This window comes from Micromonospora sp. DT46 (assembly GCF_049841735.1).
GTDB lineage: Bacteria > Actinomycetota > Actinomycetes > Mycobacteriales > Micromonosporaceae > Micromonospora > Micromonospora reichwaldensis.
The window spans coordinates 319,405-345,415 of sequence record NZ_JBNCKW010000004.1; the positions used below are offsets into that span (position 1 = coordinate 319,405).

General features: G+C 73.9%; 21 protein-coding genes and 1 pseudogene. 13 read left to right on the plus strand and 9 right to left on the minus strand.

Going from position 1 to position 26,011, the window contains the following annotated elements:
• The first annotated feature begins 138 nt into the window (after positions 1-138).
• Positions 139-645 (plus strand): DinB family protein, encoded by a 507-nt coding sequence (locus ACLQ20_RS12880; protein WP_425855633.1) that lies wholly within the window; start codon positions 139-141, stop codon positions 643-645.
• Between the two features lie 59 nt (positions 646-704).
• On the opposite strand, the gene ACLQ20_RS12885 is transcribed toward ACLQ20_RS12880, so the two are convergent.
• From ACLQ20_RS12885 to ACLQ20_RS12900, 4 genes are read right to left on the minus strand one after another with little or no spacing between them, the layout of a single operon-like run.
• Positions 705-1,487, minus strand: coding sequence for an alpha/beta hydrolase (locus ACLQ20_RS12885; RefSeq protein ID WP_425855634.1), 783 nt, complete (start codon positions 1,485-1,487; stop codon positions 705-707).
• Between the two features lie 22 nt (positions 1,488-1,509).
• Complete coding sequence (locus ACLQ20_RS12890) at positions 1,510-2,700, minus strand: spore photoproduct lyase family protein (protein ID WP_425855636.1); 1,191 nt, start codon at positions 2,698-2,700, stop codon at positions 1,510-1,512.
• Between the two features lie 43 nt (positions 2,701-2,743).
• Positions 2,744-3,160 (minus strand): DUF4180 domain-containing protein, encoded by a 417-nt coding sequence (locus ACLQ20_RS12895; RefSeq protein WP_327028574.1) that lies wholly within the window; start codon positions 3,158-3,160, stop codon positions 2,744-2,746.
• A complete protein-coding gene (locus tag ACLQ20_RS12900; RefSeq protein ID WP_425855639.1) occupies positions 3,153-3,608 on the minus strand; it encodes a helix-turn-helix domain-containing protein in 456 nt (151 codons plus the stop codon). The genes ACLQ20_RS12895 and ACLQ20_RS12900 overlap by 8 nt, the downstream gene beginning before the upstream one ends.
• Before the next feature lie 469 nt (positions 3,609-4,077).
• On the opposite strand from ACLQ20_RS12900, the gene ACLQ20_RS12905 reads away from it, so the two are divergent.
• The 3 genes from ACLQ20_RS12905 (at position 4,078) to abc-f (ending at position 8,364) form a co-directional block, all read left to right on the plus strand.
• On the plus strand, positions 4,078-5,277 hold the full coding sequence (locus tag ACLQ20_RS12905; protein ID WP_151457217.1) for an RtcB family protein: 1,200 nt from the start codon (positions 4,078-4,080) through the stop codon (positions 5,275-5,277).
• Positions 5,278-5,394: 117 nt separating this feature from the next.
• The gene (locus tag ACLQ20_RS12910; RefSeq protein WP_327028573.1) at positions 5,395-6,492 is read left to right on the plus strand and encodes an SRPBCC family protein; all 1,098 of its coding nucleotides are present in this window, start codon (positions 5,395-5,397) and stop codon (positions 6,490-6,492) included.
• A 222-nt stretch (positions 6,493-6,714) separates the two neighbouring features.
• Positions 6,715-8,364, plus strand: a complete 1,650-nt coding sequence (gene abc-f / locus ACLQ20_RS12915) for a ribosomal protection-like ABC-F family protein (protein ID WP_327028572.1) — start codon at positions 6,715-6,717, stop codon at positions 8,362-8,364.
• Between the two features lie 10 nt (positions 8,365-8,374).
• On the opposite strand, the gene ACLQ20_RS12920 is transcribed toward abc-f, so the two are convergent.
• Positions 8,375-9,580 carry a chitosanase gene (locus ACLQ20_RS12920; protein ID WP_327028571.1) on the minus strand — a complete coding sequence of 402 codons (1,206 nt, stop codon included), beginning with the start codon at positions 9,578-9,580 and terminating at the stop codon, positions 8,375-8,377.
• Between the two features lie 212 nt (positions 9,581-9,792).
• Here ACLQ20_RS12920 and ACLQ20_RS12925 point away from each other — a divergent pair, with 212 nt between their 5' ends.
• The 4 genes and pseudogenes from ACLQ20_RS12925 to ACLQ20_RS12940 all read left to right on the plus strand — a co-directional run bounded on the left by ACLQ20_RS12925 (position 9,793) and on the right by ACLQ20_RS12940 (position 12,385).
• Complete coding sequence (locus tag ACLQ20_RS12925) at positions 9,793-10,269, plus strand: hypothetical protein (protein WP_425855641.1); 477 nt, start codon at positions 9,793-9,795, stop codon at positions 10,267-10,269.
• Positions 10,270-10,435: 166 nt separating this feature from the next.
• A pseudogene (locus ACLQ20_RS12930) lies at positions 10,436-10,870 on the plus strand (snapalysin family zinc-dependent metalloprotease); the annotation flags it as partial.
• A 12-nt stretch (positions 10,871-10,882) separates the two neighbouring features.
• Positions 10,883-11,578: a S1 family peptidase gene (locus ACLQ20_RS12935; RefSeq protein WP_370519009.1), complete on the plus strand. Its 696-nt coding sequence runs from the start codon at positions 10,883-10,885 to the stop codon at positions 11,576-11,578.
• A 138-nt stretch (positions 11,579-11,716) separates the two neighbouring features.
• Positions 11,717-12,385, plus strand: coding sequence for a hypothetical protein (locus ACLQ20_RS12940; RefSeq protein WP_425855642.1), 669 nt, complete (start codon positions 11,717-11,719; stop codon positions 12,383-12,385).
• Positions 12,386-12,520: 135 nt separating this feature from the next.
• Here ACLQ20_RS12940 and ACLQ20_RS12945 read toward each other — a convergent pair whose 3' ends face one another.
• The 4 genes from ACLQ20_RS12945 to ACLQ20_RS12960 all read right to left on the minus strand — a co-directional run bounded on the left by ACLQ20_RS12945 (position 12,521) and on the right by ACLQ20_RS12960 (position 18,161).
• Positions 12,521-13,171: a C39 family peptidase gene (locus ACLQ20_RS12945; RefSeq protein WP_425855643.1), complete on the minus strand. Its 651-nt coding sequence runs from the start codon at positions 13,169-13,171 to the stop codon at positions 12,521-12,523.
• A gap of 511 nt (positions 13,172-13,682) precedes the next feature.
• Complete coding sequence (locus ACLQ20_RS12950; protein ID WP_425855645.1) at positions 13,683-16,613, minus strand: ATP-binding protein; 2,931 nt, start codon at positions 16,611-16,613, stop codon at positions 13,683-13,685.
• A gap of 173 nt (positions 16,614-16,786) precedes the next feature.
• Positions 16,787-17,815, minus strand: a complete 1,029-nt coding sequence (locus ACLQ20_RS12955) for a T3SS (YopN, CesT) and YbjN peptide-binding chaperone 1 (protein ID WP_425855647.1) — start codon at positions 17,813-17,815, stop codon at positions 16,787-16,789.
• Positions 17,802-18,161 carry a hypothetical protein gene (locus ACLQ20_RS12960; protein ID WP_425855649.1) on the minus strand — a complete coding sequence of 120 codons (360 nt, stop codon included), beginning with the start codon at positions 18,159-18,161 and terminating at the stop codon, positions 17,802-17,804. Before ACLQ20_RS12960 ends, ACLQ20_RS12955 begins: the two co-directional genes overlap by 14 nt.
• 190 nt (positions 18,162-18,351) lie before the next feature.
• Between ACLQ20_RS12960 and htpG the strand changes: the two genes are divergently transcribed.
• From htpG to ACLQ20_RS12985, 5 genes are all read left to right on the plus strand, one after another.
• A complete protein-coding gene (gene htpG / locus ACLQ20_RS12965) occupies positions 18,352-20,280 on the plus strand; it encodes a molecular chaperone HtpG (protein ID WP_425855651.1) in 1,929 nt (642 codons plus the stop codon).
• Positions 20,281-20,895: 615 nt separating this feature from the next.
• Positions 20,896-22,167 carry a cytochrome P450 gene (locus ACLQ20_RS12970; RefSeq protein ID WP_425855654.1) on the plus strand — a complete coding sequence of 424 codons (1,272 nt, stop codon included), beginning with the start codon at positions 20,896-20,898 and terminating at the stop codon, positions 22,165-22,167.
• Positions 22,168-22,433: 266 nt separating this feature from the next.
• Positions 22,434-22,907: a helix-turn-helix transcriptional regulator gene (locus ACLQ20_RS12975; RefSeq protein WP_327028564.1), complete on the plus strand. Its 474-nt coding sequence runs from the start codon at positions 22,434-22,436 to the stop codon at positions 22,905-22,907.
• 253 nt (positions 22,908-23,160) lie between these two features.
• Positions 23,161-25,560 carry a sensor histidine kinase gene (locus tag ACLQ20_RS12980; protein WP_425855657.1) on the plus strand — a complete coding sequence of 800 codons (2,400 nt, stop codon included), beginning with the start codon at positions 23,161-23,163 and terminating at the stop codon, positions 25,558-25,560.
• A 17-nt stretch (positions 25,561-25,577) separates the two neighbouring features.
• A complete protein-coding gene (locus ACLQ20_RS12985; protein ID WP_091094994.1) occupies positions 25,578-25,982 on the plus strand; it encodes a roadblock/LC7 domain-containing protein in 405 nt (134 codons plus the stop codon).
• Positions 25,983-26,011: the final 29 nt, after the last annotated feature.

Genomic DNA, 26,011 nt, shown 5'->3' on the forward strand with positions numbered 1-26,011 from the left:
CGGTTGGTTTCCTCCCGGGCGTGCGGCTGCGTGCCCACGCTACGCGCGCCGCGACGTCGGGCATGATCGGACGTTCCGGCTCGGAGACGAGCGACCGTCGGACGGCAGGTGTGCCGTCACGCGAGGGGGGAGTGGGTCGTGGCCACCGAACGGATCGGGCCGCCCGTCACCGGGGACGAGCGCGAGATGCTGCGCGCCTTCCTGGACTACCACCGGGCGACCCTCGCGATGAAGTGCGACGGGCTGTCCGACGAGGACCTGCGCCGGCAGTCGATGCCCCCGTCCACGCTGTCGCTGCTCGGTCTGGTCCGGCACATGGCGGAGGTGGAGCGGGCCTGGTTCCGCCGGACCATCGACGGCGAGGACGTGCCGCTGGTCTGGTCGGACTCGGGCGACTTCCAGGTGGCGTACGACGCGTGCGGCGCCACCCGCGCCGAGGCGTTCGACGCCTGGCAGCGGGAGGTCGCGCACTCGCGTCGCATCGAGCGCGAGGCCGAGTCGCTCGACGTGACCGGCCACCACGCCAGATCCGGCGAGGACGTGTCCCTGCGCCTGGTGATGCTGCACCTGATCCACGAGTACGCCCGCCACAACGGCCACGCCGACCTCCTGCGCGAGGGCGTCGACGGCACCGTCGGGGCCTGAGCGCCGGGCCGCCCGGCCACCGGCACCGCTCAGCCGGCACCCGGCGACCGGCCGCCGGGTCAGGCGCCGGTGCGCAGCGGCAACCAGGCCAGCACGTCCTGGATCTTCGCGTCCCAGTACGCCCAGTCGTGCGCGCCGGGGGAGAAGTCCACGGTGAGCGGGACGCCGCGCTCGCGGGCCGCCGTGACGAAGGTCAGGTTGTCCTCGTACAGGAAGTCCTCGGTGCCGCAGGCGACGCGCAGCGCGGGCAGGTCGGCGCCCTTGGTTCTGCCGAGCAGGGCGAGGACATCGTCGTCGCTGCCCGCGACGGTGCGCTCGCCGAAGGCGGTGTGCCAGACGCCGGGGTCGAGGGGCGCGGTCGGGGCGTGGCGGCGGGCGGCCACGTCGAGCGCGCCGGAGAGGCTCGCCGCCGCCGCGAAGCGGTCCGGCTCGCGCAGCGCCCACTTCAGCGCCCCGTAGCCGCCCATCGAGAGCCCGGCGACGAAGGTGTCCTCCCGACGCGTCGAGAGCCGGAAGAACCCGTGGCACAGCCGGGGCAGCTCGTCGGTGAGGAAGGTCCAGTACCGGTTGCCGTGCTCCTCGTCGCTGTAGAAGCTGCGCCCGACCTGGGGCATCACCACGGCCAGGCCGAGCGGCGCCACGTACCGCTCGATCGAGGTGCGGCGCAGCCAGATCGTGTCGTCGTCGGACAGCCCGTGCAGCAGGTAGAGCACGGGCGGGTCGCCCTGCGGGGCGCTACCGGACATGCCGACCTGCGAGGAGGTGTGCTGCGGCAGGATCACGGTCATGGAGGTGCCGAGACCGAGCACCTCGGAGTGGAAGTCGACACGCATCAGGGCCACGGTCGTCGACCGTAGCTGATCCTCACGTCCAGTAGAGGACCCGGCAGGCAGGCAGCCGGGCGGCCAGCTCGCGGTCGAACCAGGTGCGCAGCTCGGCCATCGTGTCGCGCGGGTAGACGTACTTCACCGCGCCGAACCTGCCGTACCTGCGGCTGCGGGCGGACTCGTCCATCTCCAGCCTCGTGCGCGGGTACCAGCCGAGCAGCACCTCCTTGCTGCCCGGGGTGAACCGGTGGGTGATCAGCTCGGCGGTCAGGTCGAGCCCCGGCACCCCGGCGACCGCGCCCGCTACCGCGTCGAGCAGCTCGCCGTAGTGCTCCCGCCAACCGGGCAGCGGCATGATCGGCGCGACGGTCAACCCCACCGGGTAGCCGTCGAGGGCGAGCCGGCGCAGCGCCGCCAGCCGGTGCGGCACCGACGCGGTGCCGCCCTCCATCCGCTCGCTGACCGGGCGGCAGTTGACGCTGAACCGGACCCGGGTGCGCCCGGCGTGCGGCAGCCCCACGAACGTGTCCACGTCGGCGTACTTGGTGGTCCAGCGCAGCTGCACCGGGGCGTCCCAGCCGGCGAAGTGCTCCACCGCCCGGCGCCAGCTGCCGGTGAGGTGCTCGAGGGCCAGCGGGTCCGTGTAGCAGGACGCCTCGAAGGTGGTGCCCTCGGCGGCCCGCGCGGCGCTGCGGCTGGTCACCGTGCCCCGCCCGGCGTAGTCGGCGAGGCCGGCGAGGATGTCGTCCAGGTCGGCGTACACCCGCGTCACCGGTGGCCCCGACAGCGAGCCGGCGAGGTAGCAGTACTGGCAGTGGGCCGGGCAGCCCTCCGCCAGGTCGAAGCGCCAGTCCGCGCTGGGCGCGATGGGTTGCAGCTTCCGGCGCGACGGCGGGCTGACCACGAGCGCCATGGTCGCCTTCGCCCGCGCGTACGTCTCCCGCTCGGTGTCCCCGCGGATGCCGGTGAGTCGGTTGGCGCGCAGCCGCTCGACCTCGATGCCCAGGGCCTCGACGCGCCGGGCCACGCGCCGGCCGTGCGGGTGGTCCAGCGCGGCCGGCGTGGCGACCACCCGGCGCGGCAGCCACCGCCGCGCCGGCCGCGCCGGTGGCGCCAGCCCGGCCAGGTCGCGGGTCGGCACGCGCTCGCCGCTGGCGTCGTGCGGCGCGGGCGGTACGTCGACGGCCAGCGGCTCGTCGACGTCCACCGGCTCGGCCTCCGGCCTCATCCGCGCCGGTTACCCGTCCCGCGCGCCGACAACCCCGGGGCGGTCAGCCGCGCGCCGGCGCCCTGCCCGGCCCGGGGGCGGCCCCACCGGGTCCCGGCGCCGGCGCCAGGCGGGCGTCGAGGGCGTCGAGGTCGGGGACGAACCACACGTGGCCGGAGCGGTTCGACTCGTGCACGAGGGCGCGCAGGGCCGAACTGGCCGCGAGGTGCGGGCCGATGTCGCCCACGACGACCAGGCGCAGCCGGTAGTTGACGAACTTCTGCATGACCTCGCCGGCGAAGCGGGTGCCGAGGGAGAAGAAGGAGGCGTCCAGCCGGCGCACCGGCACGGCCACCACCTGGGCGCCGAGGAAGGCCGAGCCGATCAGGTCCAGCGCGTCCTGCTCGGTGGTCACCGGCGGGCCGTCCGGGTCGCACACCAGCACCGGCACCCCGGCCCGCTCCTGGATGACGTCAGGCATCGCCGGCCTCCCTGGTGAGCAGGCCGTTGTCGCCGTCGAGCACGGCGTCGACCAGGTGCAGCACCTCGGCGGTGGCCGAGGCTCCGCCCAGGATCACGATCTTCATGCGGTTCCGCTCCTCGTCATGGACGGTCTGGATGCGCAGCGGGTGCGCGGGGTGGTGGGTGGTGTTCGCCGTGGCCAGGACGAGCGTGGCCAGCCGATCGGCCGCGGCCCGGTCGACGCCGTCGATCTGCAGGATGCTCGACACCTCCACCGTCGTACCGACGGCGGGACGGGCGGGGGCCGACCGACCGGTCAGCGCGTCGAGGTCGGCGCGGGCGATCCGGTACTGCTTGCCGATCCGCACCGCCCTGAGCCGACCGGCGCGGATGTAGCCCCGGACGGTGCGCACGTGCAGGCCCAGCCGCTCGGCCACCTGCTCCACCGAGTACATTTCCTCACTCATCGTTCCCTACCCTAGTGCAGACAGGGAAGGATGGGGAAGTGACCGTGACTTGGACGTCGTTCCCGCGGCCGGTGCGGGTCGTCCGACGGAACGCGAATATCCATTGCGGCCACCGTCGCCGCCCGCCTACCGTCATCGGCGCAAGGTCAACCGGACGACCCAGGGGAGTACGCCGTGTCGCAGCGCACCCGCACCGACGCCGTGTGGCCGACGTCGCGCGGTGTTGCCCCGCTACTCACGGGCACACGATCCTGCGGGCGGCGACGTCCCGAACAGGGGCGGCAACGGGGGTGGCGGCGCGTCTAGCGCCGGCGCGTACGCGCAGCCGCCCACCCCACCGGGGCCGGGCGGCTTTTTCGTCCTCCCGATCGCGTCCGTCCCCGTCCCGGCCGCGCCCCGGCGACGTCACCCGATCCCTTCCGGTCCCGCCGTGACGGCGGCGACCAGCCCCCGACACGAGGAGACGACGATGAGCTACACCCCGCTCGCGGGCACCCGCGCGCCGGTCCGGGTCTGGACCGACCCGTACGGCATCGAGCCGCAGGCCGCCCAGCAACTGCGCAACATCGGCGCGCTGCCGTGGGTGGAGGGCGTCGCGGTCATGCCCGACGTGCACTTCGGCAAGGGCGCCACGGTCGGCTCGGTCATCGCGATGCGGCAGGCCGTCTCGCCGGCGGCGGTCGGCGTCGACATCGGCTGCGGCATGTCCGCGGTGCGCACCTCGCTGACCGCCGCCGACCTCCCGGACGACCTGGCCGGGCTGCGCTCGGCGATCGAGGCCACGATCCCGGTCGGGTTCAACCAGCGGGAGAAGCCGGTCGACCCGCGCCGGGTCCGGGGCCTGGAGCAGGCCGGCTGGGACGACTTCTGGCGCCGGTTCGCGGGCCTCGACCGGCGGGTGGCGCAGCTGGAGACGCGGGCCCAGCGGCAGCTGGGCACGCTCGGCGGCGGCAACCACTTCATCGAGGTCTGCCTGGAGCAGGGCGGCGCCGACGAGGGACGGGTGTGGCTCATGCTGCACTCCGGCTCGCGCAACATCGGCAAGGAGCTGGCGGAGCGGCACATCGCGGTCGCCCGGCGGCTGCCGCACAACACCGACCTGCCCGACCGCGACCTCGCGGTGTTCCTCGCCGGCACGCCGGAGATGGACGCCTACCGCCGGGACCTGTGGTGGGCGCAGGAGTACGCGCGGCGCAACCGGGCGGTCATGCTCGCCCTGCTCTGCGGAGTGGTGCGGGAGCAGTTCCCGCACGTCGGCTTCGACGAGCCGATCAGCTGCCACCACAACTACGTGGCGGAGGAGAGCTACGACGGCGTCGACGTGCTGGTCACCCGCAAGGGGGCGATCCGGGCCGGTCGGGGGGACCTGGGCATCATCCCGGGATCGATGGGCACCGGCTCGTACGTCGTGCGGGGCAAGGGGAACCCGGACGCGTACTGCTCCGCCTCGCACGGGGCGGGGCGGCGGATGTCGCGGGCGCAGGCGAAGCGCACGTACAGCACCGCCGACCTGGTCGCGCAGACCGCCGGCGTGGAGTGCCGCAAGGACGCCGGCGTGGTCGACGAGATCCCCGGGGCGTACAAGGACATCACCCAGGTGATGGCGCAGCAGGAGGACCTGGTCGAGGTGGTGGCGCACCTCAAGCAGGTGGTCTGCGTGAAGGGATGACCGCCGACCGGCGCCCCGGAGGGGTGGGCGCCGGTCGCCCGCCCCCGGCGCCGGCCGCACACCGTGGGGATCCCCCCGTCCGGGGCGGGCCGCGATCGATACCCGTAGAGTCGCGCCGTGATCGAGATCGACGTGCAGGTGGACCTGTTCCACCCGGCGGACCGGGTGTGGCACGCATTGACGGATCGCGCTCTGCTCGCCCGCTGGTTCACCGAGGTCGAGCCGATGGCCGGGTCGCGCGGCCGGCTGCTGCTGTTCACCGCCGGCCTGCCCGGGTTCGACGCCGCCGTCGACGCGGAGGTGACCGACCGGCGGGAGCCGGAGCTGATCGCGTTGCGGTGCCTCGAGGGCGGCCGGCGAAGCCGGCTGGCCTGTGCCGTCGCCCCCACCGCCGAGGGGTGCCGGCTGTCGGTCCGCGAGGTGCTGGAGCACGGCAGCTGGAACGACGAGCAGCGCGAGCGCCGCGAGGAGTCCTACCGGCAGGCGTTGACGGGGCGCCTGCCGGCGATCCTCGACTGGCTGGCCTTCCAGCAGGTCGACCTGCGCCGGGGCGAGCCCGGGATGACCACCGAGATGCCGGTGACCGAGGTGGTCGGCGACGAGCCGGCCCCGGCCGCCCGGCGCCGCCGCTGGCCGCTGCTGGTCGCGGGGTTGGCCGGCGTCGTGCTGGCCGCCGGGGCGGCGGTGTGGGCGGTCCTGCCCGACGAGCCGGACCCGGTCGCCGGCCCGGTCGCGACGCCGTCGCCGATAGCCACGGCCACCCCGAGCCGTACGCCGCGGGCGACCCCCTCCGCCCGCCCCACGCGCAGCGCCACGCCGACCCCGTCCCGCCCGAGCCGGACGCCGTCGGCGACCCCCTCGGCGACGCCCTCGCGTACGCCCACCTCGATCGCGCCGTCGGCCCCCGCCATGACCGCCCGCTACCGGACCGTCTCGACGAGGCTGCTCGGCTTCACCGGCGAGGTGGTCGTCGACAATCCCGGCAGCGCGGCGGTGGACGGCTGGACGGTGGTCGTCACGCTGGCCGAGGGCGGCTCCCTGACCGACGTCAGCGGGGCGGAGCACCGGCGCGACGGGCAGGTCGTCACCTTCACCGGGCCGCCCGTGCCGCCCGGCCGCTCGCGGACCTTCACGTTCGCCGTGCGCGACGTCGACCAGCTCACCAGGGCGCCCGAGGACTGCTCGATGGGCGACGACCCCTGCGCGGGCCTCTGACGCCGTCGCGCGTCCCCGTGGTGCCGGGCCGCGCTGTTAGGATGGGCGCGAGTGATCAGGACAGGGAGACCAGACGTGGCGGGTGACGACGACATCTCCGGGTGACACCGGAAGTGCCCGGCCAGCGGCAGGCGTTCGACCGCCGCCGTGGCCGCGGTCCGTCGTCTTCGAATCCCGTCCCCAGGGCGCCCGGCGCGCCCACGTCACCCCGAGGGTCTCCGCATGTCCGACGCGTTCATCATCTGTTCCCGCCTCTCCTTCTCCTGGCCGGACGACACCCCGGTCTTCGAGGGGCTGTCCTGCACGGTGGGCGCCGGCCGCACCGGCCTCGTCGCGCCGAACGGCGCCGGCAAGACCACGCTGCTCAAGCTGATCGCCGGCGAGTACCAGCCGACCGGCGGCTCCGTGACCGTCGACGGGGTGCTCGGCTACCTGCCGCAGAGCCTTCCGTTGGCCGGCGACCTGACCGTTGCCGAGGTCATGGGGATCGCGCCGGTGCTCGGCGCGCTGCACGCCATCGAGGCCGGGGACGCCGACGAGGAGCACTTCACCACGATCGGCAACGACTGGGACATCGAGGAGCGCACCCGCGCCCAACTGGACCGGCTCGGCCTCGACGACGTGTCCCTCGACCGGCCCCTGCACACCCTCAGCGGCGGCCAGGTCGTCTCCCTCGGCCTGGCGGCGCAACTGCTGCGGCGGCCCGACATCCTGCTCCTCGACGAGCCCACCAACAACCTGGACCTCGACGCCCGCCGCAAGCTGTACGCCGTGCTGGAGGACTGGAACGGTTGCCTGCTGCTGGTCAGCCACGACCGGGCGCTGCTGGACCGGATGGACCGCATCCTCGAACTCGACCGGAGCGAGGTCCGCTCCTACGGCGGCAACTTCACCGCGTACGAGGAGGCGGTGCGCGCCGAGCGGGAGGTCGCGGAGAAGAACGTCCGCCACGCCGAGCAGGAGGTCAAGCGGGAGAAGCGGGAGATGCAGCAGGCGCGCGAACGGGCCGAGCGCCGGGCCGGCAACGCCGCCCGCAACCTGAAGAGCGCAGGCCTGCCGAAGATCTTCGCCGGCACCATGAAGCGGGGCGCCCAGGAGTCGGCGGGCCGGTCGAACGAGACGCACGCCGCGCGGGTCGGCGACGCCAAGGCCCGGCTCGACGAGGCGGGCCGTGCCCTGCGCGACGAGCAGCGGATCACGCTGGAACTGCCCGGCACCAGCCTTCCGGCCGGTCGCACGGTCTTCCACGGCGAGGGGATGCAGGTCCGCTACGGCGGGCGCGCCCTGTTCGCCGGTGCCGGCGTGGACCTCACGATCCGGGGGCCCGAACGGATCGCGCTCACCGGTCCGAACGGCGCCGGCAAGTCCACCCTGCTGCGTGTGGTCAGCGGCGACGTGCAGCCGGAGGGCGGCCGGACCAGGCGGGCCGACGGCCGGATCGCCTACCTGTCCCAGCGGCTGGACCTGCTGGACCTCGACCGCACGGTCGCGGAGAGCCTGGCCGCGTACGCGCCCGCGATGCCGGAGGCGCAGCGGATGACCCTGCTCGCCCGCTTCCTGTTCCGGGGCTCCCGCGCCCACCTCCCGGTCGGGGCGCTCTCCGGCGGCGAGCGGCTCCGCGCCACCCTGGCCTGCGTGCTGTTCGCCGAACCGGCGCCGCAGTTGCTCCTGCTCGACGAGCCGACCAACAACCTGGATCTGGTCAGCGTCGGCCAGCTGGAGAGCGCGCTCGACGCGTACGAGGGTGCGTTCGTGGTGATCAGCCACGACGAACGGTTCCTCGCGGCGATCGGCGTGGACCGCTGGCTGCGGCTCGCCGACGGCCGGCTGCGGGAGACCGGCGCCCCCGCCGGCGTCGCGCCGGAGTCGTGACCGGGGGCCGTCAGCCGATGCGGTACTGGTCGCCGTAGACGGCGAACACCAGCGGCGTGTTCAGGTCGAAGTTGCCGTTGTTGAGGAAGACCCGCTGCGCGGTGTCCACGCGGGAGGTGTCCGAGTGGGCGGGTTCCTTCCTCATCTCGGCGACCCGCTCGTCGAGGAAGGCGTGCAGCCAGGTCCGCTCGTCGCCGCCCTGGGCCGGGGGCTTCGCCCGGGCCAGGGCGCGACTGCGGATCGCCCGCATGCCCTCGTAGCCGTGCATCACCGCCGCGTCGTAGTAGGCGAACTGCCCGAGCGCCCGTACGCCGTCGGTCTTGCCGTCGCGGACCGAGGGGTTGAAGTAGACGCGGTCCCGCTCGGCCTCCTGCGCGGCCCGGAACACGGGGTCGGCGGCGGCGGTGCGCCAGTCGCGGGGGAAGTACGGGTCGAGGCCGGCGTGCGAGTCGCTGCCGTCGACGGCGCGCAGCGCGGGCAGGTAGCCGGCCAGCACGTTGCCGGGCTTGGTCCGCGTGTACGCCTCCACGAGTTCGAGCATGTCGCCGGTGCCGGAGCAGAAGCCGATGATGCCGGCGGTGTAGCCCCGCCCGTCGCCGATGTCCTCGATGTAGGAGAACTGCGCGCGCCAGTCGAGCGAGGAGTTCTCCGCCGCCGACACGAGCTGCATGGCGACGTCCTTCTTGGCCGGGTCGTCGAGGGGAGCGCCGGCCGGCGCGGACGGGGTGGGCGTGGCGCCGCCGCCGGGCAGGGTCCACCGCTGGTTGGCGGTGCCGGAGCAACTCCAGATCTGCAACCGGGCACCGTTGGCCGTGCTCCAGTCCGTGACGTCGAGGCACTTGCCCGAGCCGGTGTTGACCAGCGTGCCGTTGCTGGCGGTCCACTTCTGCGCGCCGGTGCCGTTGCAGTCGTACAGCTGCACCTTGGCGCCGTTGGCGGTCGACGCGGCGGTGACGTCCAGGCACCTGCCGAGCGCGCGGACCGATCCGTCGGCGTTGCCGACCGTCCAGACCTGGGCCGCGGTGCCGTTGCAGTCCCAGAGTTGGATCGGCGTGCCGTTGGCCGGGTTGGCCCCGGCGACGTCGACGCACTTCCCGCCGAGGCCGGTGACGGGCCCGGCCGCCGCGGCGCTGGCCGACGGCAGGCCGTAGCCGATCGCGGCGACGGTGACGGCGAGGGCGCCCGAGAGCTGGGCGACGGTCCGCTTGCGAGGCATGGCGCTCCTCGGGTGGGATGGCGGCGCGCCGCCTCCGGTCGGTGGGCCAGCGGCCCCGTGGGATGGCCGGACGGCCACCAGGAACCTCAGGAAACTGTATTTACAAATAGCAGTGTGTCGATTTGCTGTCAAACGTCGAGGCCGGTCACCTCTGGGGCAGGTGGCACCCGACGTGGCACGATGCGGGGTGGGCCCGAGCAGGGGAGGCGGCAGTGTCGATGCCCGTTGCCGAGCTGAGTGAGCTGCGACGTCGCCTGTCGCGGGTGATCCTCGTCCATGTCGCGCTCTCGGTCGGGTTCGCGCTGCTCGCGGCGGGCGGCGTGTCGTCGCCCGCCGGGCGGGCGGGGGCGTTCGCCGTGCCGTGGCTGGTGATCGGGGCCGCCGGCGCGCTCGGTGCGTCGCTCATCGCCGCCGCCGCGTGGCAGCTGCGCGCGGGCCTCACGACGGGACGGCCGCCGGGGAGCCGGTGGGCCGTGCGGTGGGAGGCGTCGGCCCGCCTGGGCATGGCGCTCGCGGCGGCGGTGGCGCTTGCCGCCGGTGTCGCCGTGGCGCCGGCCGGGTCGGAGCGGGGATTCGTGATCGGGGTGGACGCGGCCGTCGCCGGCGCGCTCGCGCTGTTCGCGCTGGCGGCCGGCGACGTTCGCCGGGCGGCCCGTTCGGCGGAGCGGGCCGCCGCGTCGCCGGTATGACGATTCCGTTATGCCGCATATCGGCGACCCTCGCTCTAGCATTCACGTACATCGATGACCGGCGGTGGCACGCCGCCGGACAACCCCAGGGAGTGCGTGTATGTTCCGACGACAACTGCTGCACGCGGCGACCGCCGCGCTGGCGGCGGTGCTGGCCGCAACCGGAATGCAGGTTGCCACCGGCGCGAGCGCGTCCGCCGCCGACACGGGCGCGTTCGCCGCCCGGACCGTCTACTACGACGCGAGCCGGGCCGGCGAGTTCCGCACCAACTTCGACCAGGCCGCGGCCATCTGGAACAGCCGGGTCAGCAACGTCCAGCTGGTCGCCCGTACGCCGGGCAACGTCACCATCTACGTCGACAGCGGCTGGCCGCGCGCGCAGGTCACCAGCCTCGGCGCCGGCCGGGTCTGGATGGGCTGGACCGCCGTCAACCAGGGCTACAACCGCACCCGCATCGCCACCCACGAGCTCGGCCACATCCTCGGCCTGCCCGACCGGCGTACCGGACTCTGCTCCGACCTGATGTCCGGCAGCAGCGCGCCGGTCTCCTGCACGAACGCCAACCCGAGCGCCGCCGAGGCGTCCCGGGTGAACCAGCTCTTCGCGGGCGGCCTGGCCGCGTCGGAGGTGCCCACCGGGACGTTCACGTGGAACGACACCGACGACATCTCGCCGCAGGTGGTCAACGGCCGGCCGGCGAGTGAGAACTACCCGTGGATGGTGTACGTCTCCGGCTGCACCGGCACCCTGATCAAGGCCAACTGGGCGGTCACCGCCAAGCACTGCGGGACCCCCTCCTCGGTGCGGGTCGGCAGCGTCAACCGCAGCAGCGGCGGCACCGTCGTCTCGGTGACCCGGGCGGTCAACCACCCGAGCGTCGACGTGAAGCTGCTCCAGCTGTCCAGCTCGGTCAGCTACGCCCCGGCGCCGATCCCGACCACCTCCGGCGCGGTCGGCACCGCCACCCGGATCATCGGCTGGGGCCAGACCTGTGCTCCCCGGGGCTGCGGCAGCGCCCCCACCGTCGCGAACGAGCTGGACACCTCGATCGTGGCGGACAGCCGCTGCCTCGGCATCAACGGCCCGTACGAGATCTGCACCAACAACACCAACGGCAACGCGGGCGCCTGCTACGGCGACTCGGGCGGCCCGCAGGTGCGCCGGATCAACGGGGCGTGGGCCCTGATCGGCGCCACCAGCCGGGCCGGCAACAACAACTCCACCTGCGCCACCGGCCCGTCCATCTACGTGGACCTGCCGTCCATCCGGTCCTGGATCAACACCCAGGTCGGCGGCCTGCCGGCCTGACCCACCCCGCTACGGGGGACGCCGCGTGCGGTGTCCCCCGTAGCGTCGTCACCCCGGTCGTACCGCCGGGGCGTCACGCGGCGACCACCCGGAGTGCGGTACGGTGCCTGGCACATCGACCCCTTTCCGAGGTGAACCATGCGTGTCGTGGCTGCGCTCGCCCTGACCCTGGCGCTCGCTCCCGCGCCGACGCCGACGGCCTCCGGCGGGCCGGTCGGTGACCTGCTCGGCGGCGTCGGGCGGGTCGTCGACGACCTGCTCAAGGGGGGTGGCCGGGCCACCCCGGGGACCTCCCCGACGCCCGTGCCGTCCAGCTCGGCGATCCCCGCCCCGTCCCCGGCCGGCCCGTCGGCCGCGCCGGCCGTCCCGGCGGCGCCGGGACGGTCCGCGCCCGCGTCCAGCCCCGGGGGTGCGTCCGCGCCCGCACCCGCCGGCGATCGGCCTGCCGGGCGACCGGCCGGACGGGAGGCCGACGCGCCGGGCCCGCCCGGGCAGGGTGCCGCCTCCGATGCCCCCTCGACGGTCGCGGCCCCGCCACGCGAGGGGGGAGCGGACCGCTGGCTGGTATACGGCCTGGCGCTGGGCGTCCTGGCGGTGCCCGTGCTGTTCGTCCTGCACCGACGGCGCCGGCCCGCCGTCGCGGCCACCGGCCCGGCCGGCCCGGCCACCCCGCCGACGCCCGCCCCCGAGCCGGACGACGAACCCGTGGTCGACAACGTGACCCACCTGCCGACGGAACTGAACGCGATCTACGAACTCGGCCGGCTCGACGAGCGGCTCAGCCAGGAGCGCAACCGCCGGTCCTGAGCCGGGTACGGGTGGCGACGGTGGACACGACGCTGGGCGGGACCGGGCCGGGGCGGGCGAGCCCTCGGCATGGCGTGACGAAAGGGCCGACCCCGTTGTGGGGCCGGCCCTTGTCGGTCTCGTGTCGCTGTGGGGTCAGGCGGTGTAGCCGCGGGTGGCGATCCAGTCGGCGAGGTTGTCGACGCTCATGCGGTAGGAGGCCTGGTCGGGGTTGGCGGAGTCGGCGATGGTGACGGTGTTGCCGTTGTCGCGGTAGCCGACGACGCTGATGTAGTGCCCGCCTTCGAAGGAGTGGGTGGTGCCGTCGGTGTCGGTGGCGGTGCCGGCGATGTTGGCGACGATGGCGTGGCCTTCGTCGATGGCGGTGACGATGTCGCCGCGTAGCTTGTCGGTCTGCTTGTCGTCGGCCTTGGCGCCGGGGATCTCCACCGACTGGTAGGCGTCCTTCCCGCTCTCCTTGTTCAGGACGGGGGTGATGTCGTTGATGGAGTTGGTGCCGGCTTCGGTGGTGCCCATGCGCTGGGCCATGCCGTCGACGTCGATGTTCTTGCCCTGCACGCTGAGGGCGTTGCGGGCGGCGGCGGGGCCGCAGTAGTAGAAGTTGGGCTGTGCCTCGTAGCGCACGCCGAGTTCCCGCTCGCCACCCTTGCGGTCCTGGGTGACGGTGGTGGGCTTGGCCTCGGCGGGGGCGGCGAGGGCGGTGGTGACGGGGCCGGCGATGGCGCCGCCGGTGAAGGCGAGCCCGGCAGCGGTCAGAGCGGTCTTACGCAGGATGTCGGTACGCATGATGGCAGCACCTTTCGATCGGGGGCACGCGACACACCAGAGGGGGGTGGGTGTGCCACGGTTGAGGAAAGGTCGAGATGTTCGGGGGCCTGCGGCCGGCGGGGCCGGCCGGGCTCGTCCCGGGGGATGCAACCGGTCGGGCCGGCCGCACATTCCACCGTCTCGCGGGCCCGTCCGGGTGCGGCGGTCGCCCGCTCGGTGGTCCCGGGGATGTAACCACCGTGGGCGGCCGGTCATTCCGGCGGCCCGACGCCCGGGATCAGGCGGAGGTACTCGGCGGTCCGGGGGATGTAACCACGCCGGTCCGGTCCGCATTCCGCCGGCCATCGGGCCGGCGTGCGACCACCGGGCCGGCGAACGGGCCCGGTCACGCGGCCGTGATTGGTTACAACGACCCGGCACCCCCGCCCATGCCCACCCGACCCGTGACCCCCGCCACCACAAACGGGACATACGCCATATATGTTCGACTCGGTGACGGCAGGCGCGATAGGCCCCGCCTGTGGCGGGGTCAGGCGGTGGGCGACAGGCGGCGTTCGATGGTGACGGTGGTGCCTTCGGCGGTGGAGACCAGTCGCACGTCGCCGTACGCGTTCATCAGCGTGGCACCCCGCCCCCGGTCCATGGCCGGACGACGGTCCCGCCAGGTGCCGAAGTCGCGCACCGAGATCCGTACCGTGCCATCGGCCACCCGCAGTCGGACCCGCACCTCGGCGCGGGTGGGGCGTTGGGCGTGCTCGACGGCGTTGTTGACCGCCTCGGAGGCGGCCAGCAGGAGGTCGGCCACGATGTCCGGATCGACGTCCAGGTTCTCCAGCGAGGCCCGCACGTCCCGGCGCATCGCGGCGGCGGAGGTGGGCTGTGAGGGGTACGTCCAGCCCGTGTCCAGCGCGGCCGGCTGCTCGGGAGCCGGCCGCCGGTCCCCGTTGTGGGCGTGCTCCCCGTTCCCGCCGACCGACGGATCGACGCCCGGCGCGGCAGGCGGGCCGCTCACCGGACCGCCACCCGCGTCCACGGGACCGCCACCCGCGGCAGGTGACCTGGCCGGGGCGCCGTCGCCCTCGGAACCGGCCGACGCCGGCCGCGCCCCGGCCGCCGACCCGGTCGGGGCCTCGCCGAGGCCACCCGCGTCGGCCGTCGTGCCGAGGCCGTCCGCCCCGCGTGCGGTGTCGCCGGGGTCGCCCCCGTCGTCCCGGTGGTGCCGCCGGGTGCGGGCGCCGTGCAGGGCGGACCGGACCCGGGCGATCAGCTCGGCGGCGGCGAAGGGCTTGACGACGTAGTCGTCGGCGCCGAGGTCGAGCCCCTCCACGCTGGCGTCGCCGCCGGCGCGCGCCGAGAGCACCACCACCGGCAGCGTGCGGGTGCCGGCCTGCCCGCGCAGCCGACGGACCAGCTCGAAGCCGTCGATCCCGGGCATCATCACGTCGGTGAGCACCAGGTCGGGCTGATCCCGGCGGATCGCCTCCAGGGCCTGCCGGCCGTCGCCGACCGTCTCCACCCGCCAGCCCTGCTCGCCCAGCAACCGGGCCAGGTACGCGCGCATGTCGGCGTTGTCGTCGGCGACGAGGATCCGCGCGTGCCGCAGCGCGTCCTCGGCACCGTACGCCGGCACCGGCGGCCCGGCCGGCGCGGACGCCCCCGCCTGCGCCGGGTCGGCGAGCCAGCCGACCGCCTCCTGGACGGCGGCCCGGGCCGCGTCCCCGGCCCCGGCCACGCCCGCGGCCGACGCGGGGGTCCGCCCCGCGGCGGACCAGGGCAGTGCCACGGTGAACGTCGTTCCCGTCCCGATCCGGCTCTCCACCCGCACGTCGCCACCTTCGAGGCGGGCGAGCTCGCGGACCAGGGCGAGCCCGATGCCAGTGCCCTCGTGGCTGCGCGACCGGGTGCCCTGCACCCGGTGGAAGCGTTCGAAGAGCCGGGGTAGATCATCCTCGGCGATACCGATGCCCGTGTCGGCGACGGTCAGCCGTACCTCGTCGTCGTCGGCGGTCAGCCCGACCCGGATCCGGCCGACGAAGGTGTACTTCAGCGCGTTCGACAGCAGGTTGGTGACGATGCGTTCCCAGTTGACCGGGTCGACGGAGACCGCGCGGGGCAGCGGCGGGCAGTCGACCTCCAGGCGCAGCCCGGCGCGTTCGACGGCTGCCCGGAAGACGCTCGCCAGCTCGGCGGTGAGCCCGGCCAGGTCGACCTCGCGAGCCTGGCTGTGTGCCTGCCCGGCCTCCAGGCTGGAGAAGGTGAGCAGGCTGTTGACGAGGGTGAGCAGCCGGGTGGCGTTGCGCCAGGCGGTGTCGACCCGTTCCCGCTGCGTCGCCGGCAGGGGGTGCTCGTTGTCGTTGAGGGCGTCGGCCAGCGGGCCGAGCATCAGCGTCAGCGGGGTCCGGAACTCGTGGCTGACGTTGGTGAAGAAGCCGGTCTTGACCCGGTCCAGCTCGGCGAGCGCCTCGGCCCGCCGGCGCTCCTCCTCGTACGCCTGCGCGTTGCGTACGGCGACGGCCACCTGCTGGGCCAGCAGCGCGTGGAACGACCGGTACGCCTCGTCCAGCCCCCGGCTCGGGCTGACCCCGAGCAGCAGCACCCCGAGGGGCTGGCCCGCCTCGGCCGACGGCAGTGGCAGGGCGCGGGCGGTGCCGACCGGGTCGCCCCACGGCCCGGCGGGCAGGGCGAGCCGCCGCTCGACGCCGGCCACGTCGGTCGTCGTGCCGCCGGCGGCGGCCGTCAGCCCCCACTCGTGCTCCTCGCCCGCCGGCAGCGTGGCCGGCAGGGCCGCGGCCACGGGCTCCCCGCCGACGTGCGCGGCGCGGCGCAGCAGGGCGCCCTCGCACAGGTAGATCGCGGCGAAGGGGACGTCCAGCGGGTGCCCGCCGATGGCCTCGGCGAGCCGGGCGCAGGTGCTCTGCACGTCGACGGTCCGCCCGTCGCCGCCGACGGACAGGTCACGCAGCAGACGCAGCCGGCGCTCACCGACGACCTGCTCGGTGACCTCGCTGCACACGGTGAGCACCCCCACCGTGCGTCCCTCGTCGTCGCGGGCGGGGGCGTGCGAGACGCTGAAGTACGCCTCCTCGCGGTAGCCGGCGCGGTCGAGCAGCAGTCGCAGGGCCGGTACCCAGCTGGCGACCCCGGTCGTCATCGCCTCGTCGATCAGGGGGCCCAGCACGTCCCAGCCCTCGGCCAGGGTGACCCGCACGTCGCCGCCGAGCGCGTCGGGGTGTTTGTCGCCGATCAGGGCCGAGTACGCGTCGTTGTACAGCTGGGTGAAGCGGTCCCCCCACAGCAGCAGCATCGGGTAGCGGGAGGAGAGGACCATCCGGACGGCGGCGCGCAGGCTCTGCGGCCAGCCGTCGACCGGGCCGAGCGGGGTGGCGGCCCAGTCGAGGCGCGCCATCAGCCGCCCGGTCCCACCACCGTCGGCGAACGGGTCCCCCGTGGGCCGTGTCACCCTCGGTCGCACCTCATCGCAGCCCTCACTTCCGGGCCCCGACGACCCTTGCTGGCGTTACCCGCACATCCTGGCACCCAGCTTCAGCTGCACGTCCGCCGGCACCCCAGCGCGTGTCTGTACCCAGGCCTGCACATCTCCACACCTCGACCCACCAGATCGGGGCGGCGGCGTCAGCCCTCGGCCGCCCGGCGGCGCAGCAGCTCGACGGCCTCGTCGACCAGGCCGATTTCGGTGAGCAGCGTGAGCAGCAGCGGCAGGTGCCGCCAGTCGCCGCCGTCGACCGCCTGCCGCAGCAGGCCGACCGCCTCGTCGTGCCGGCCCCGGGCGGCCAGCAGCGCGGCCAGTTCGTCGCGGGCGCGCGGATCACCCTGCTCGGCGGCGATCCGCCAGTACCGTTCGGCCTCGTCGGTGCGGCCCTCCCCGGCGAGCAGCGCGGCGAGCCGGGCGGCGGCGTGCCAGTCGCCGTGCTCGGCACGGATCCGCAGTTCCTCCGTCCGCCCCCGGTCCGCCAGCAGGTCGACCAGGACGCTGCCCGCCCCGTTCGCGCCGGCCCGGTCGAGGTCGCGCAGGTAGCCGGTCGGGTCGGGCACCGCCACCAGCCCGGCGGACTCCGGGCCGAAGAAGCGGCTGCCGCCGAACTCGCGCCGGAGCTGGTCGTCGAGGTCGTCGGCGAGCGCGATCATGGCCCGCAGGGCCAGCAGCAGATGGGTGGGCGCGAAGTCCTGCCCGAAGACGGGGATGGACGCCCAGACCGTGTCGCCGGTGCAGTAGACGCGCCCGACCACGAGCCCGTTGGTGAGGTCGGAGAGCCGCCGGTACAGGGACTCGGTCGGGTCGACGCCGGTGAGCAGCGGAGAGAACACGTCGACCAGCGGCGGGTCGTCCTGCGCCCGTACGAAGATCATGGCCGAACCGGCGCGGATGCCGACGTCGCCGTCGGCGTCGACGCGTAACTGGTCCGTGGTGACGCCGAGGAGGCCGGCGAGCACGGCCCTGACCCGGTGGGTCAGCTTCCCGCCGTCGCCGTCCTCGGCGTCGGTACGGGGGAGCGGGCCGGTGCTGCGGGCGGCGACCGGCCGGGCGGCCAGCGCGGCGGCGAGCCGCGTCCGGGCCGGTACGGGAACGGCCGTGGCGGTGGTGGCCGGGCGGGCGGCCAGGGCGGCGACGAACCTGCCGAGCAGGTCCTCACGCGGCGTCATCGTGCTCGCCGCTCGTGCCGTCCCGGCCGCTGTCGGTCGGTCGTTCCGTCACCCGGACCTGGTCGAACATCTTGGCGATCACCAGTGGCGCCGCGACCCCGAAGGTGAAGCTGGCGAAGGCCGTGGTGGCCAGGCCACCCGCCCCGGCCGCGGCGGCGAGGCCGGTGCCGGCCACGGTCCTGAGCAGCACCGCGAACACGACGATCGGGGCGTCCCGCCGGTCCCGCCACGGCCACTGCCACCGGCCCTTGGACTCGCTGGTCGGGCGCATCATCCCGGAGAGGTTCAGCGCCTCGGCCACCGCGCTGCCGACCAGTCCCCACATCGCGGCCATCCATAGAGACACATCCCTACCGTACTGACCGCCCGCCGCGGCGGTCGCACCAGCCCTCGGCTTCTCCGGCGGCCACGTCGACGCCAACTGCGACGGTAGGACGCGGGGGCAACGCGACGCCAGCCGACGTTCCGCGGTCCCGTCGTCTCGCCGTCGGCGACGGCTCGTATCCTTTCCGCGAACCTTCGGTGGGCTTTCGAGGATGAAAGGACACGGTGTGAGCAACCGGGCCGAGACGTTGGAGTTCCAGGCCGAGGCGCGTCAGCTGCTCCAGCTGATGGTCCACTCGATCTATTCGAACAAGGACGTCTTCCTGCGTGAACTGATCTCGAACGCATCGGACGCGCTGGACAAGCTGCGCCTGGCGTCGATGGTCGACAAGGAGCTGGAGGTCGACACCTCCGACCTGCGCATCGAGATCGAGGTCGACAAGGCGGCGCGCACGCTGACCGTCCGGGACAACGGCATCGGCATGTCCCGCGACGAGGTGGTCCAGGTGATCGGCACGATCGCCAAGTCCGGGACCGCCGAGCTGCTGCGCAAGCTGCGCGAGTCCTCCGACGCCGGGGCGCGGCAGGATCTCATCGGCCAGTTCGGCGTGGGCTTCTACGCGGCGTTCATGGTCGCCGACCGGGTGGAGCTGGTGACCCGCCGGGCGGGAGAGAGCGGCGGCACCCGGTGGGAGTCGGCCGGTGAGGGCACGTACTCCGTCGAGTCGGTGGAGGAGGCGCCGCAGGGCACGTCGGTGACCCTGCACCTCAAGCCGGCCGACGACGAGGACAACCTGCACGACTACACCGCCGAGTGGACGATCCGGGAGATCGTCAAGCGCTACTCGGACTTCATCGCCTGGCCGATCCGGATGACCGTCGAGCGCACCGGCGAGGGCGACGAGACCAGCACCGAGACCCAGACGCTCAACTCGATGAAGGCGCTCTGGGCCCGCTCCCGCGACGAGGTCGACGAGGCCGAGTACAAGGAGTTCTACAAGCACGTCAGCCACGACTGGGCGGACCCGCTGGACATCGTGCACATGCGGGGCGAGGGCACCTTCGAGTACGAGGCCCTGCTGTTCATCCCGTCGCACGCGCCGCTGGACCTGTTCGCCCCGCAGGGCCGCCGCGGCGTGCAGCTCTACGTCAAGCGCGTCTTCATCATGGACGACTGCGAAGCGCTCATGCCGAACTACCTGCGCTTCGTCAAGGGCGTCGTGGACGCGCACGACCTGTCGCTGAACATCTCCCGGGAGATCCTCCAGCAGGACCGGCAGATCCAGGTCGTCCGCCGCCGGCTGGTCAAGAAGATCCTGTCCACCGTCAAGGACATGAAGGCCAACCACGCCGAGCGTTACCGGACCTTCTGGACCGAGTTCGGCGCCGCCGTCAAGGAGGGCCTGATCGACGACACGGAGAACCGGGACACGCTCCTGGAGATCCTGTCGGTCGCCTCCACCCACGATCCGGCCGAGCCCACGGACCTCGCCGGCTACGTCGGCCGGATGAAGGACGGGCAGAGCGACATCTACTACGCCACCGGCGACTCGCGCACGATGATCGAGAACTCGCCGCACATGGAGGCGTTCCGCGCCAAGGGCTACGAGGTGCTGCTGCTCACCGACCCGGTCGACGAGGTGTGGATCGAGCGCGTCGGCCAGTACGACGGCAGGACGCTGCGCTCCATCGCCAAGGGCCAGGTGGACCTGGACACCGAGGAGGAGAAGAAGGAGGCTGAGGCCGAGCGCGAGCAGCAGCGCAAGGACTTCGCCGACCTGCTCACCTGGATGGGCGCCACCCTCGCCGACTCCGTCAAGGAGGTCCGCCTCTCCTCCCGGCTGACCACCTCGCCCGCCTGCGTCGTCGGCGACGCCCACGACATCACCCCGACGCTGGAGAAGATGTACCGGGCGATGGGGCACGAGGTGCCGACGGTGAAGCGGATCCTGGAGCTCAACCCCGGGCACCCGCTGGTCACCGGCCTGCGCAAGGCGCACGAGCAGGGCGGCACGGAGGAGTCGCTGAAGGAGACCGCCGAGCTGCTTTACGGCCTGGCGCTGCTCGCCGAGGGCGGGGAACTGGCCGACCCGTCCCGGTTCACCCGCATGCTCGCCGACCGGCTCGCCCGTACCCTCTAGCCGCACGCACGGGCCGGCCGGCGGGTGCCGCCGGCCGGCCCGTGACCGGTCGACTCCCACCCCGGGCCGCCCCCCGGGATCGCCGGGGTGGGTCGCCCCGCGCGTCGTCCTTGCTCGACGACCCCACCTGCCGCCCGCACGGACCCGTGCCGCCCGCGTGGGACCCCGAGCCGTCCGCCGGAATCTGCCGCCGCTCCTGCCGGGAGAACTTCTTCGGGTAATCGGTCGGCCGTTCACTGAACGCGTCGTGAGCCCTGTTTCCGGTGCGCGTACGGTCGGCCTTTCACGGCCTGATCCTCGGTCGATGTCACACCGCCTTTCCGCCCGGTCGTGCGGGACACGCGGGGCCGTGGCGCGACGCGGTGCCCGCTGCCGGCCGTTGCGTCGTCTACCGTGTGCAATGTCGCGACCAGCGGGCAGGGAACATCCCGCAACTTGCAGAACGACGTGGTGCGCGTGTGGCCGAAGGCGTGGAAATTGCGCATCGGCACATTGAAGAACGCCGATATTGACTTGCTCCCGGAATGGGCGCACCGTGAAGCGTGCGGCGGTAGCCGGAGCCCCGGGAGTCGTTCGGCAATTCCGTTCGTGGCCATGGCGTTCGAGGAGGCGGTCATGCGATTGGATCCGTTCGCGGGGGCGTATCTCACCGACCCGGCGCAGGTGTGGCGGCGGCTACTGGACGAGCCCGAGGGGGTGCGCCACGACCCGGACCTGGGGCTGTGGCTGATCACCCGGCACGCCGACGTGCGCCGCGCGCTGGGTGACGCGGAGGCCTTCAGCAACGCCCTCACCCTCGCCCCGATCTACGACGTCTGCCCCGAGGCGATGGAGTTCATCGCCCGCATCGACGCGCCGCCCACCACCGCCGCCGCGGACCCCCCGGCGCACCCCCGGACCCGCCGGGCCCTGCGGGCGACCTTCGCCAACACCGCCGAACGCGTCGAACGCCGGTACGGCGCGATCGTCGAGCGCCGGGTCGACGAACTGGTGTCCCGGCTCGTCGACCGCGCCGACGGGCGGGCGGACCTCGTCGGCGAGTTCACCACCGAACTGCCCCTGCTGGTCCTGCTCGACATCCTCGGCGTACCGGAGGAGGACATCGGGCGGGTCAGGGCCTGGGGGGACGGCCAGATCGCGTTGCTCTGGGGGCAGCCGGACCCGGCCGAGCAGGTCCGGCTGGCCCGGGACCTGTGGGAGTTCTGGCGCTACTGCGAGCGGTTGGTCGGCGCCCGACTCGGCGGTGGCCGGTACGGCGAGGACTATGTCAGTCAACTGCTGGCGTACCGCGACGGCGACGACGAGGTGCTCACGGTGGCCGAGGTGTCGAGCATCGTGTTCAACCTCCTGGTCGCCGGGCACGAGACGACGGCCGGGCTGCTCGCCCACGCGCTCGACCAGGCGCTGTCGGGCCCGGGCCGGTGGCGGGAGCTCGGCGAGGACCCGCGCCGGATACCCGCGTTCCTGACCGAGACGCTGCGTTTCGCGCCCGCCATCGACGGCTGGCTGCGGGTGACCCGCCGACCCGTCACCCTGGACGGCGTCACCATTCCGGCGGGCGCGCGCTGCCTGCTGCTGATCGGCGCCGCCAACCGGGATCCGGCGGTGTTCGCCCGGCCGGAACAATTCGATCCGCACCGGTCCGACGGGGACGGGCACCTCTCGTTCGGGCACGGGCCGCACTTCTGTATCGGCGCGGCGCTGGCCCGGCTGGAGGCGGAGTTGGCGCTGACCCGGCTCTGCCGAGCGGTTCCCGGACTGCGCCTGGCCCCCGGCCATCGCCGCTCGTACAAGGTCAACATCGCCTTCCGCGCGCACCGGAGCCTGCCGGTGGTCCTCGACACGGCGGTGCCGTCCGGTGCTCCGGCGGCGCCTGTCGCCGGGTGACCAGCCGCCTCGCGGCGGCGTCGCGGTGGCGCCGGTCCTGTTCTCCGGGCGGGGGCCGTCGGACCGTGCCGAGCGGCGCCCGACCGGCTGCGCGCGGACCCGTGGGGGCCGCCGCGGCCTCTGACGGGTGACTACGCTCCGAAGTCACGTCTTCACACCCGTCGACCGATGGGTTAAGAATTGTCCCCTGCGAATACCCATTCATCGCCCAATATCTATTGACGCCGATGCCGATGCCGGCCGGTCGGCGTCGCGAAGGTGAACACATGGATCGCACGCCCCCGTCGAGCGCCCAGCGCTCCGGTGCCATCCACCGGTTCCGCTCCGAACTGCGCACCTGGCGCACCCGTCAGGGGTTGACCCAGCGGGCGCTCGCGGAGCGGGTGCGGTTCAGCCGCGAGACGGTCGCCGCGGTCGAGTCCGGTCGCCGGTACGGCAGTCACGAGTTCGCCGTCCGCTGCGACGAGGTGCTCGGCACCGGCGGTTGCCTGGCGGCGCTGTGGCCGCAGGTCGCGGCGGAGCAGTTGGCGGCGGACGGCCGCCGCGGCCCCCGGTTCGGAACGGTGGCAGAGCCCGACCCGGCCCTCGTGCCGCCGGCCGCGCGGCGGGACGCGCGCGACCCGGAGGCGGTCGTGGCGGCGATCGACGAACTGCGGGAGCTGATCGGCCAGGTGCTCGGCGGGCCGCCGGAGGCGGACCTCCCGCCGCACCCGTCAGGCGGGCGACCCGGGCGCTCCTGACCTGCGCGGGGTCGGACCCGCGGGGCGGGACGGGCGCTGCTGGCGCTGGGTACAGATGCCGGTACGGGCCGTTTGTACCACCGTCAGGTCTTCTCTGTGGGCGCTGGTTCCGGCGGAATGAGACGTGCAAACGGCAAGGTGCGCATTGGCCGTCTTGGATGAGTCGCGGGAGTCAGTCTTGGCGTCGAGCACGAGGTCCCACGCGGCCCGACCCTACCCGACCGGCCGCCGCGGCTGGAAGATCGGCACCCGGATGCGCCTCATCGTGGCGGCTCCGCTGGTCGCCGTAATGGGATTCGCCGGCCTCGCCCTGACCGAGAGCGTCCGCCAGACGACCCGCGCGAGCGATCTCGGACTCCTGGCGCACCTCGGTGCCGACGCGGGCGACCTGGCCCACCGGCTGCAACGCGAGCGCGTCGTCGCCGCCGACCTGCTCAGCCGGGGCGCGGCCGAGCAGCAGGAAGCCTTCGCGGACGCCACCGGGAGCACCGACGACGCCGTCGCCCGCTACCGCCGGCAGCGGGCGCTGGTGCCTGCCGGACCCGCCGCCGGGCAGACCGCGCTCCAGCGGATCGACCTGGCGCTGGAGGGCCTGCCGCCGCTGCGCGCGCAGGTGCGTACGGCGGCGCACGCCTCGGTGTCGGCGATGACCTTCAGCTACCGGATCGTGATCGCCGACCTGCTCAGCCTTCGGGAGAGCGTCACCCTCGGCGCGGTCAACGCCCGGATCACGGACGGCATGCGGGCCTCGGCCGCGCTGTCCAAGGCGGCCGAGGCGGCCGGCCAGCAGCAGGTCGCCGTCCTGCGCGCGGTCGCGGCCGACCAGCTGACCCCCGCCATGCAGCAGGACATCACCGCCGCCCGGTCCGGCTTCACCGAGTCGAGCCTGTCCTTCCTGGCCCTCGCCCGGCCCGCCTGGCGGGGCTGGTGGGAGCAGGCGGGCAGCGGCCGGGACGCCCTGCTGCTGCAACGGCTGCAGGACGAGGTGTCGAGGACCCGGGCGGGAAGCCGGTTGCGGCTGGACCCCGGCGCGTGGGTCGCCGCGACCCAGCAGTGGTCCGTCCGCCTGGCCGAGCTGCGTCAACGGGTCGACGCCGCGGTGCTCGACGACATCCGGGCCGCGCACGCCGACCAGCGGCGGCGCACGGTCGTCGAGGCGGCTGCCGTGGCGGTGGCCCTGCTGCTCACCGCGCTGGTCACCTGGGCGGTGGCCCGGCAGATCACGCGGCGGCTGCGCCGGCTGCGCGACGCCGCGAACGCCGTCGCCTTCGAACGGCTGCCGCAGGTGGTGGCCCGGCTCCAGCAACCGGACAGCTCGTCGGTGGACCCGGACGAGCTGGCCCGCCAGCAGTCCGCGGAGGCCCTGGAGCCGTCGCGCGGCGACGAGATCGGCGAGCTGGGGGAGGCGTTCGCGGCCGTGCACCGGGCGGCCGTGCGTACCGCGGCCGAGCAGGCGGTCATGCGGGCCAACACGGCCGACATCTTCATCCACCTCAGTCGCCGCGAGCAGCGGCTGGTCGACGCGGTGCTGGCGCAGGTCGACAAGGTCGAACGGGACGAGACCGACCCCGAACGGCTGGACCAGCTCTACACGCTGGACAACCTGGCCACCCGGATGGGACGGATCAACGCCAGCCTGCTGGTGCTGGGCGGAGTGGGGGTCGGGCGGGTGCGCCAGCACGACGTACCCCTGCAACAGGTGCTCCAGGCCGCGCAGAGCCAGATCGAGCACTACGCCAGGATCCGCCTCGGCATGGTCGACGGAGACGTCGCTGTCGCGGCCGACGCCGTCGACGAGGTCGTGCACCTGCTGGCCGAGCTGATGGACAACGCCACCGGCTACTCCGCGCCGGGCACCGAGGCGTGGGTGACCGCCCGCAGCCTCGGCGACCGGGTGATCGTCCAGGTCAGCGACGAGGGCGTGGGGCTGTCCCCGCAGCGTCGGCAGCAGCTCAACGACCTGCTGGCCCGCCCGCCCGCCATCGACGTCGCGGCCGTACGGGCGATGGGGCTGGTCGTCGTGGGACAGCTCGCCGCCCGGCTGGGCGCGGTCGTCCAGCTCCGTCCGGGTCCCCGGCGCGGCACCATCGCCGAGGCGGCGCTCCCGGGGACGATCATCCGACCGCTGCCCCCGGAGGAGTTCCTGCTGACGCCGGGCCGGCCGTCGCGGCGCGCGGCGCGGACCACCCTCGCGCCGCCGGCGTACGCCACGGCCCCGCAGCCGTGGGCCGGAAGCCCGGCGGAACCGTGGACGGGCGGTCCGACGCCCGAGCGGGCACTGCCGGTGGCGCCGGTGTTCCGGCCCGCACCGGCGCCGGCCGGAGCAGGTGACGAGCCCACCGAGGAACTCGTCATCTTCGAGGAGGTCAACCACTGGTTCCAGGCCGGCCACGACGACGCCACGAACGCGGGGCCGTGGGCCAGCCCCGCCGACGAGGCCTGGCGGACCGCCGCCCGGGCCGACGCGCCCGAGGTCGTCGCCACCACCACGTCCGGCCTGCCGCGGCGTCAGCCGCGACAGCACCTCGTCCCGGGCGGCGTCACCGTGCCGCAGCAGCGCTCCGCGCACCGCGACCCGACCCAGGTGGCCACCGCGATGGCCGCGTACGCGCGGGGCGTCGCGGGCCGCCGGACCAACCTGATCACCAACTGACCCGACAGGGAGAGCACGTGACCGACCAACAGGATCTCGGCTGGCTGCTGGACGCCTTCGCCGAGCGCGCCACCGAGGTCAGCCATGCGATCGCGATCTCCAGCGACGGCCTGATGGTGGCCGCCACGAGGGGCCTCCCGCCGGACCGGGCGGACCAGCTCGCGGCGACCGGCAGCGGGCTGGTGAGCCTGCTCCGCGGCGCGGCGGCCTTCTTCGACGCCGGCGCGGTGATCTCCAACGTGACCCAGCTCGAGGGCGGCTTCATGTTCTCGATGGCCTTCAACGACGGCGCGTCCCTGCTCGTGCTCGCCGACCCGCAGTGCGACGTCGGCAAGGTCTCCTACGAGATGACCGAGCTGGCGAACCGCATCGGCGACGCGTTGACCCCGGCGGCGCGGGCGGCACTGAGCCGCAGCCGCTGACACCCCGGCACCCCACGCCGGAAACCCCA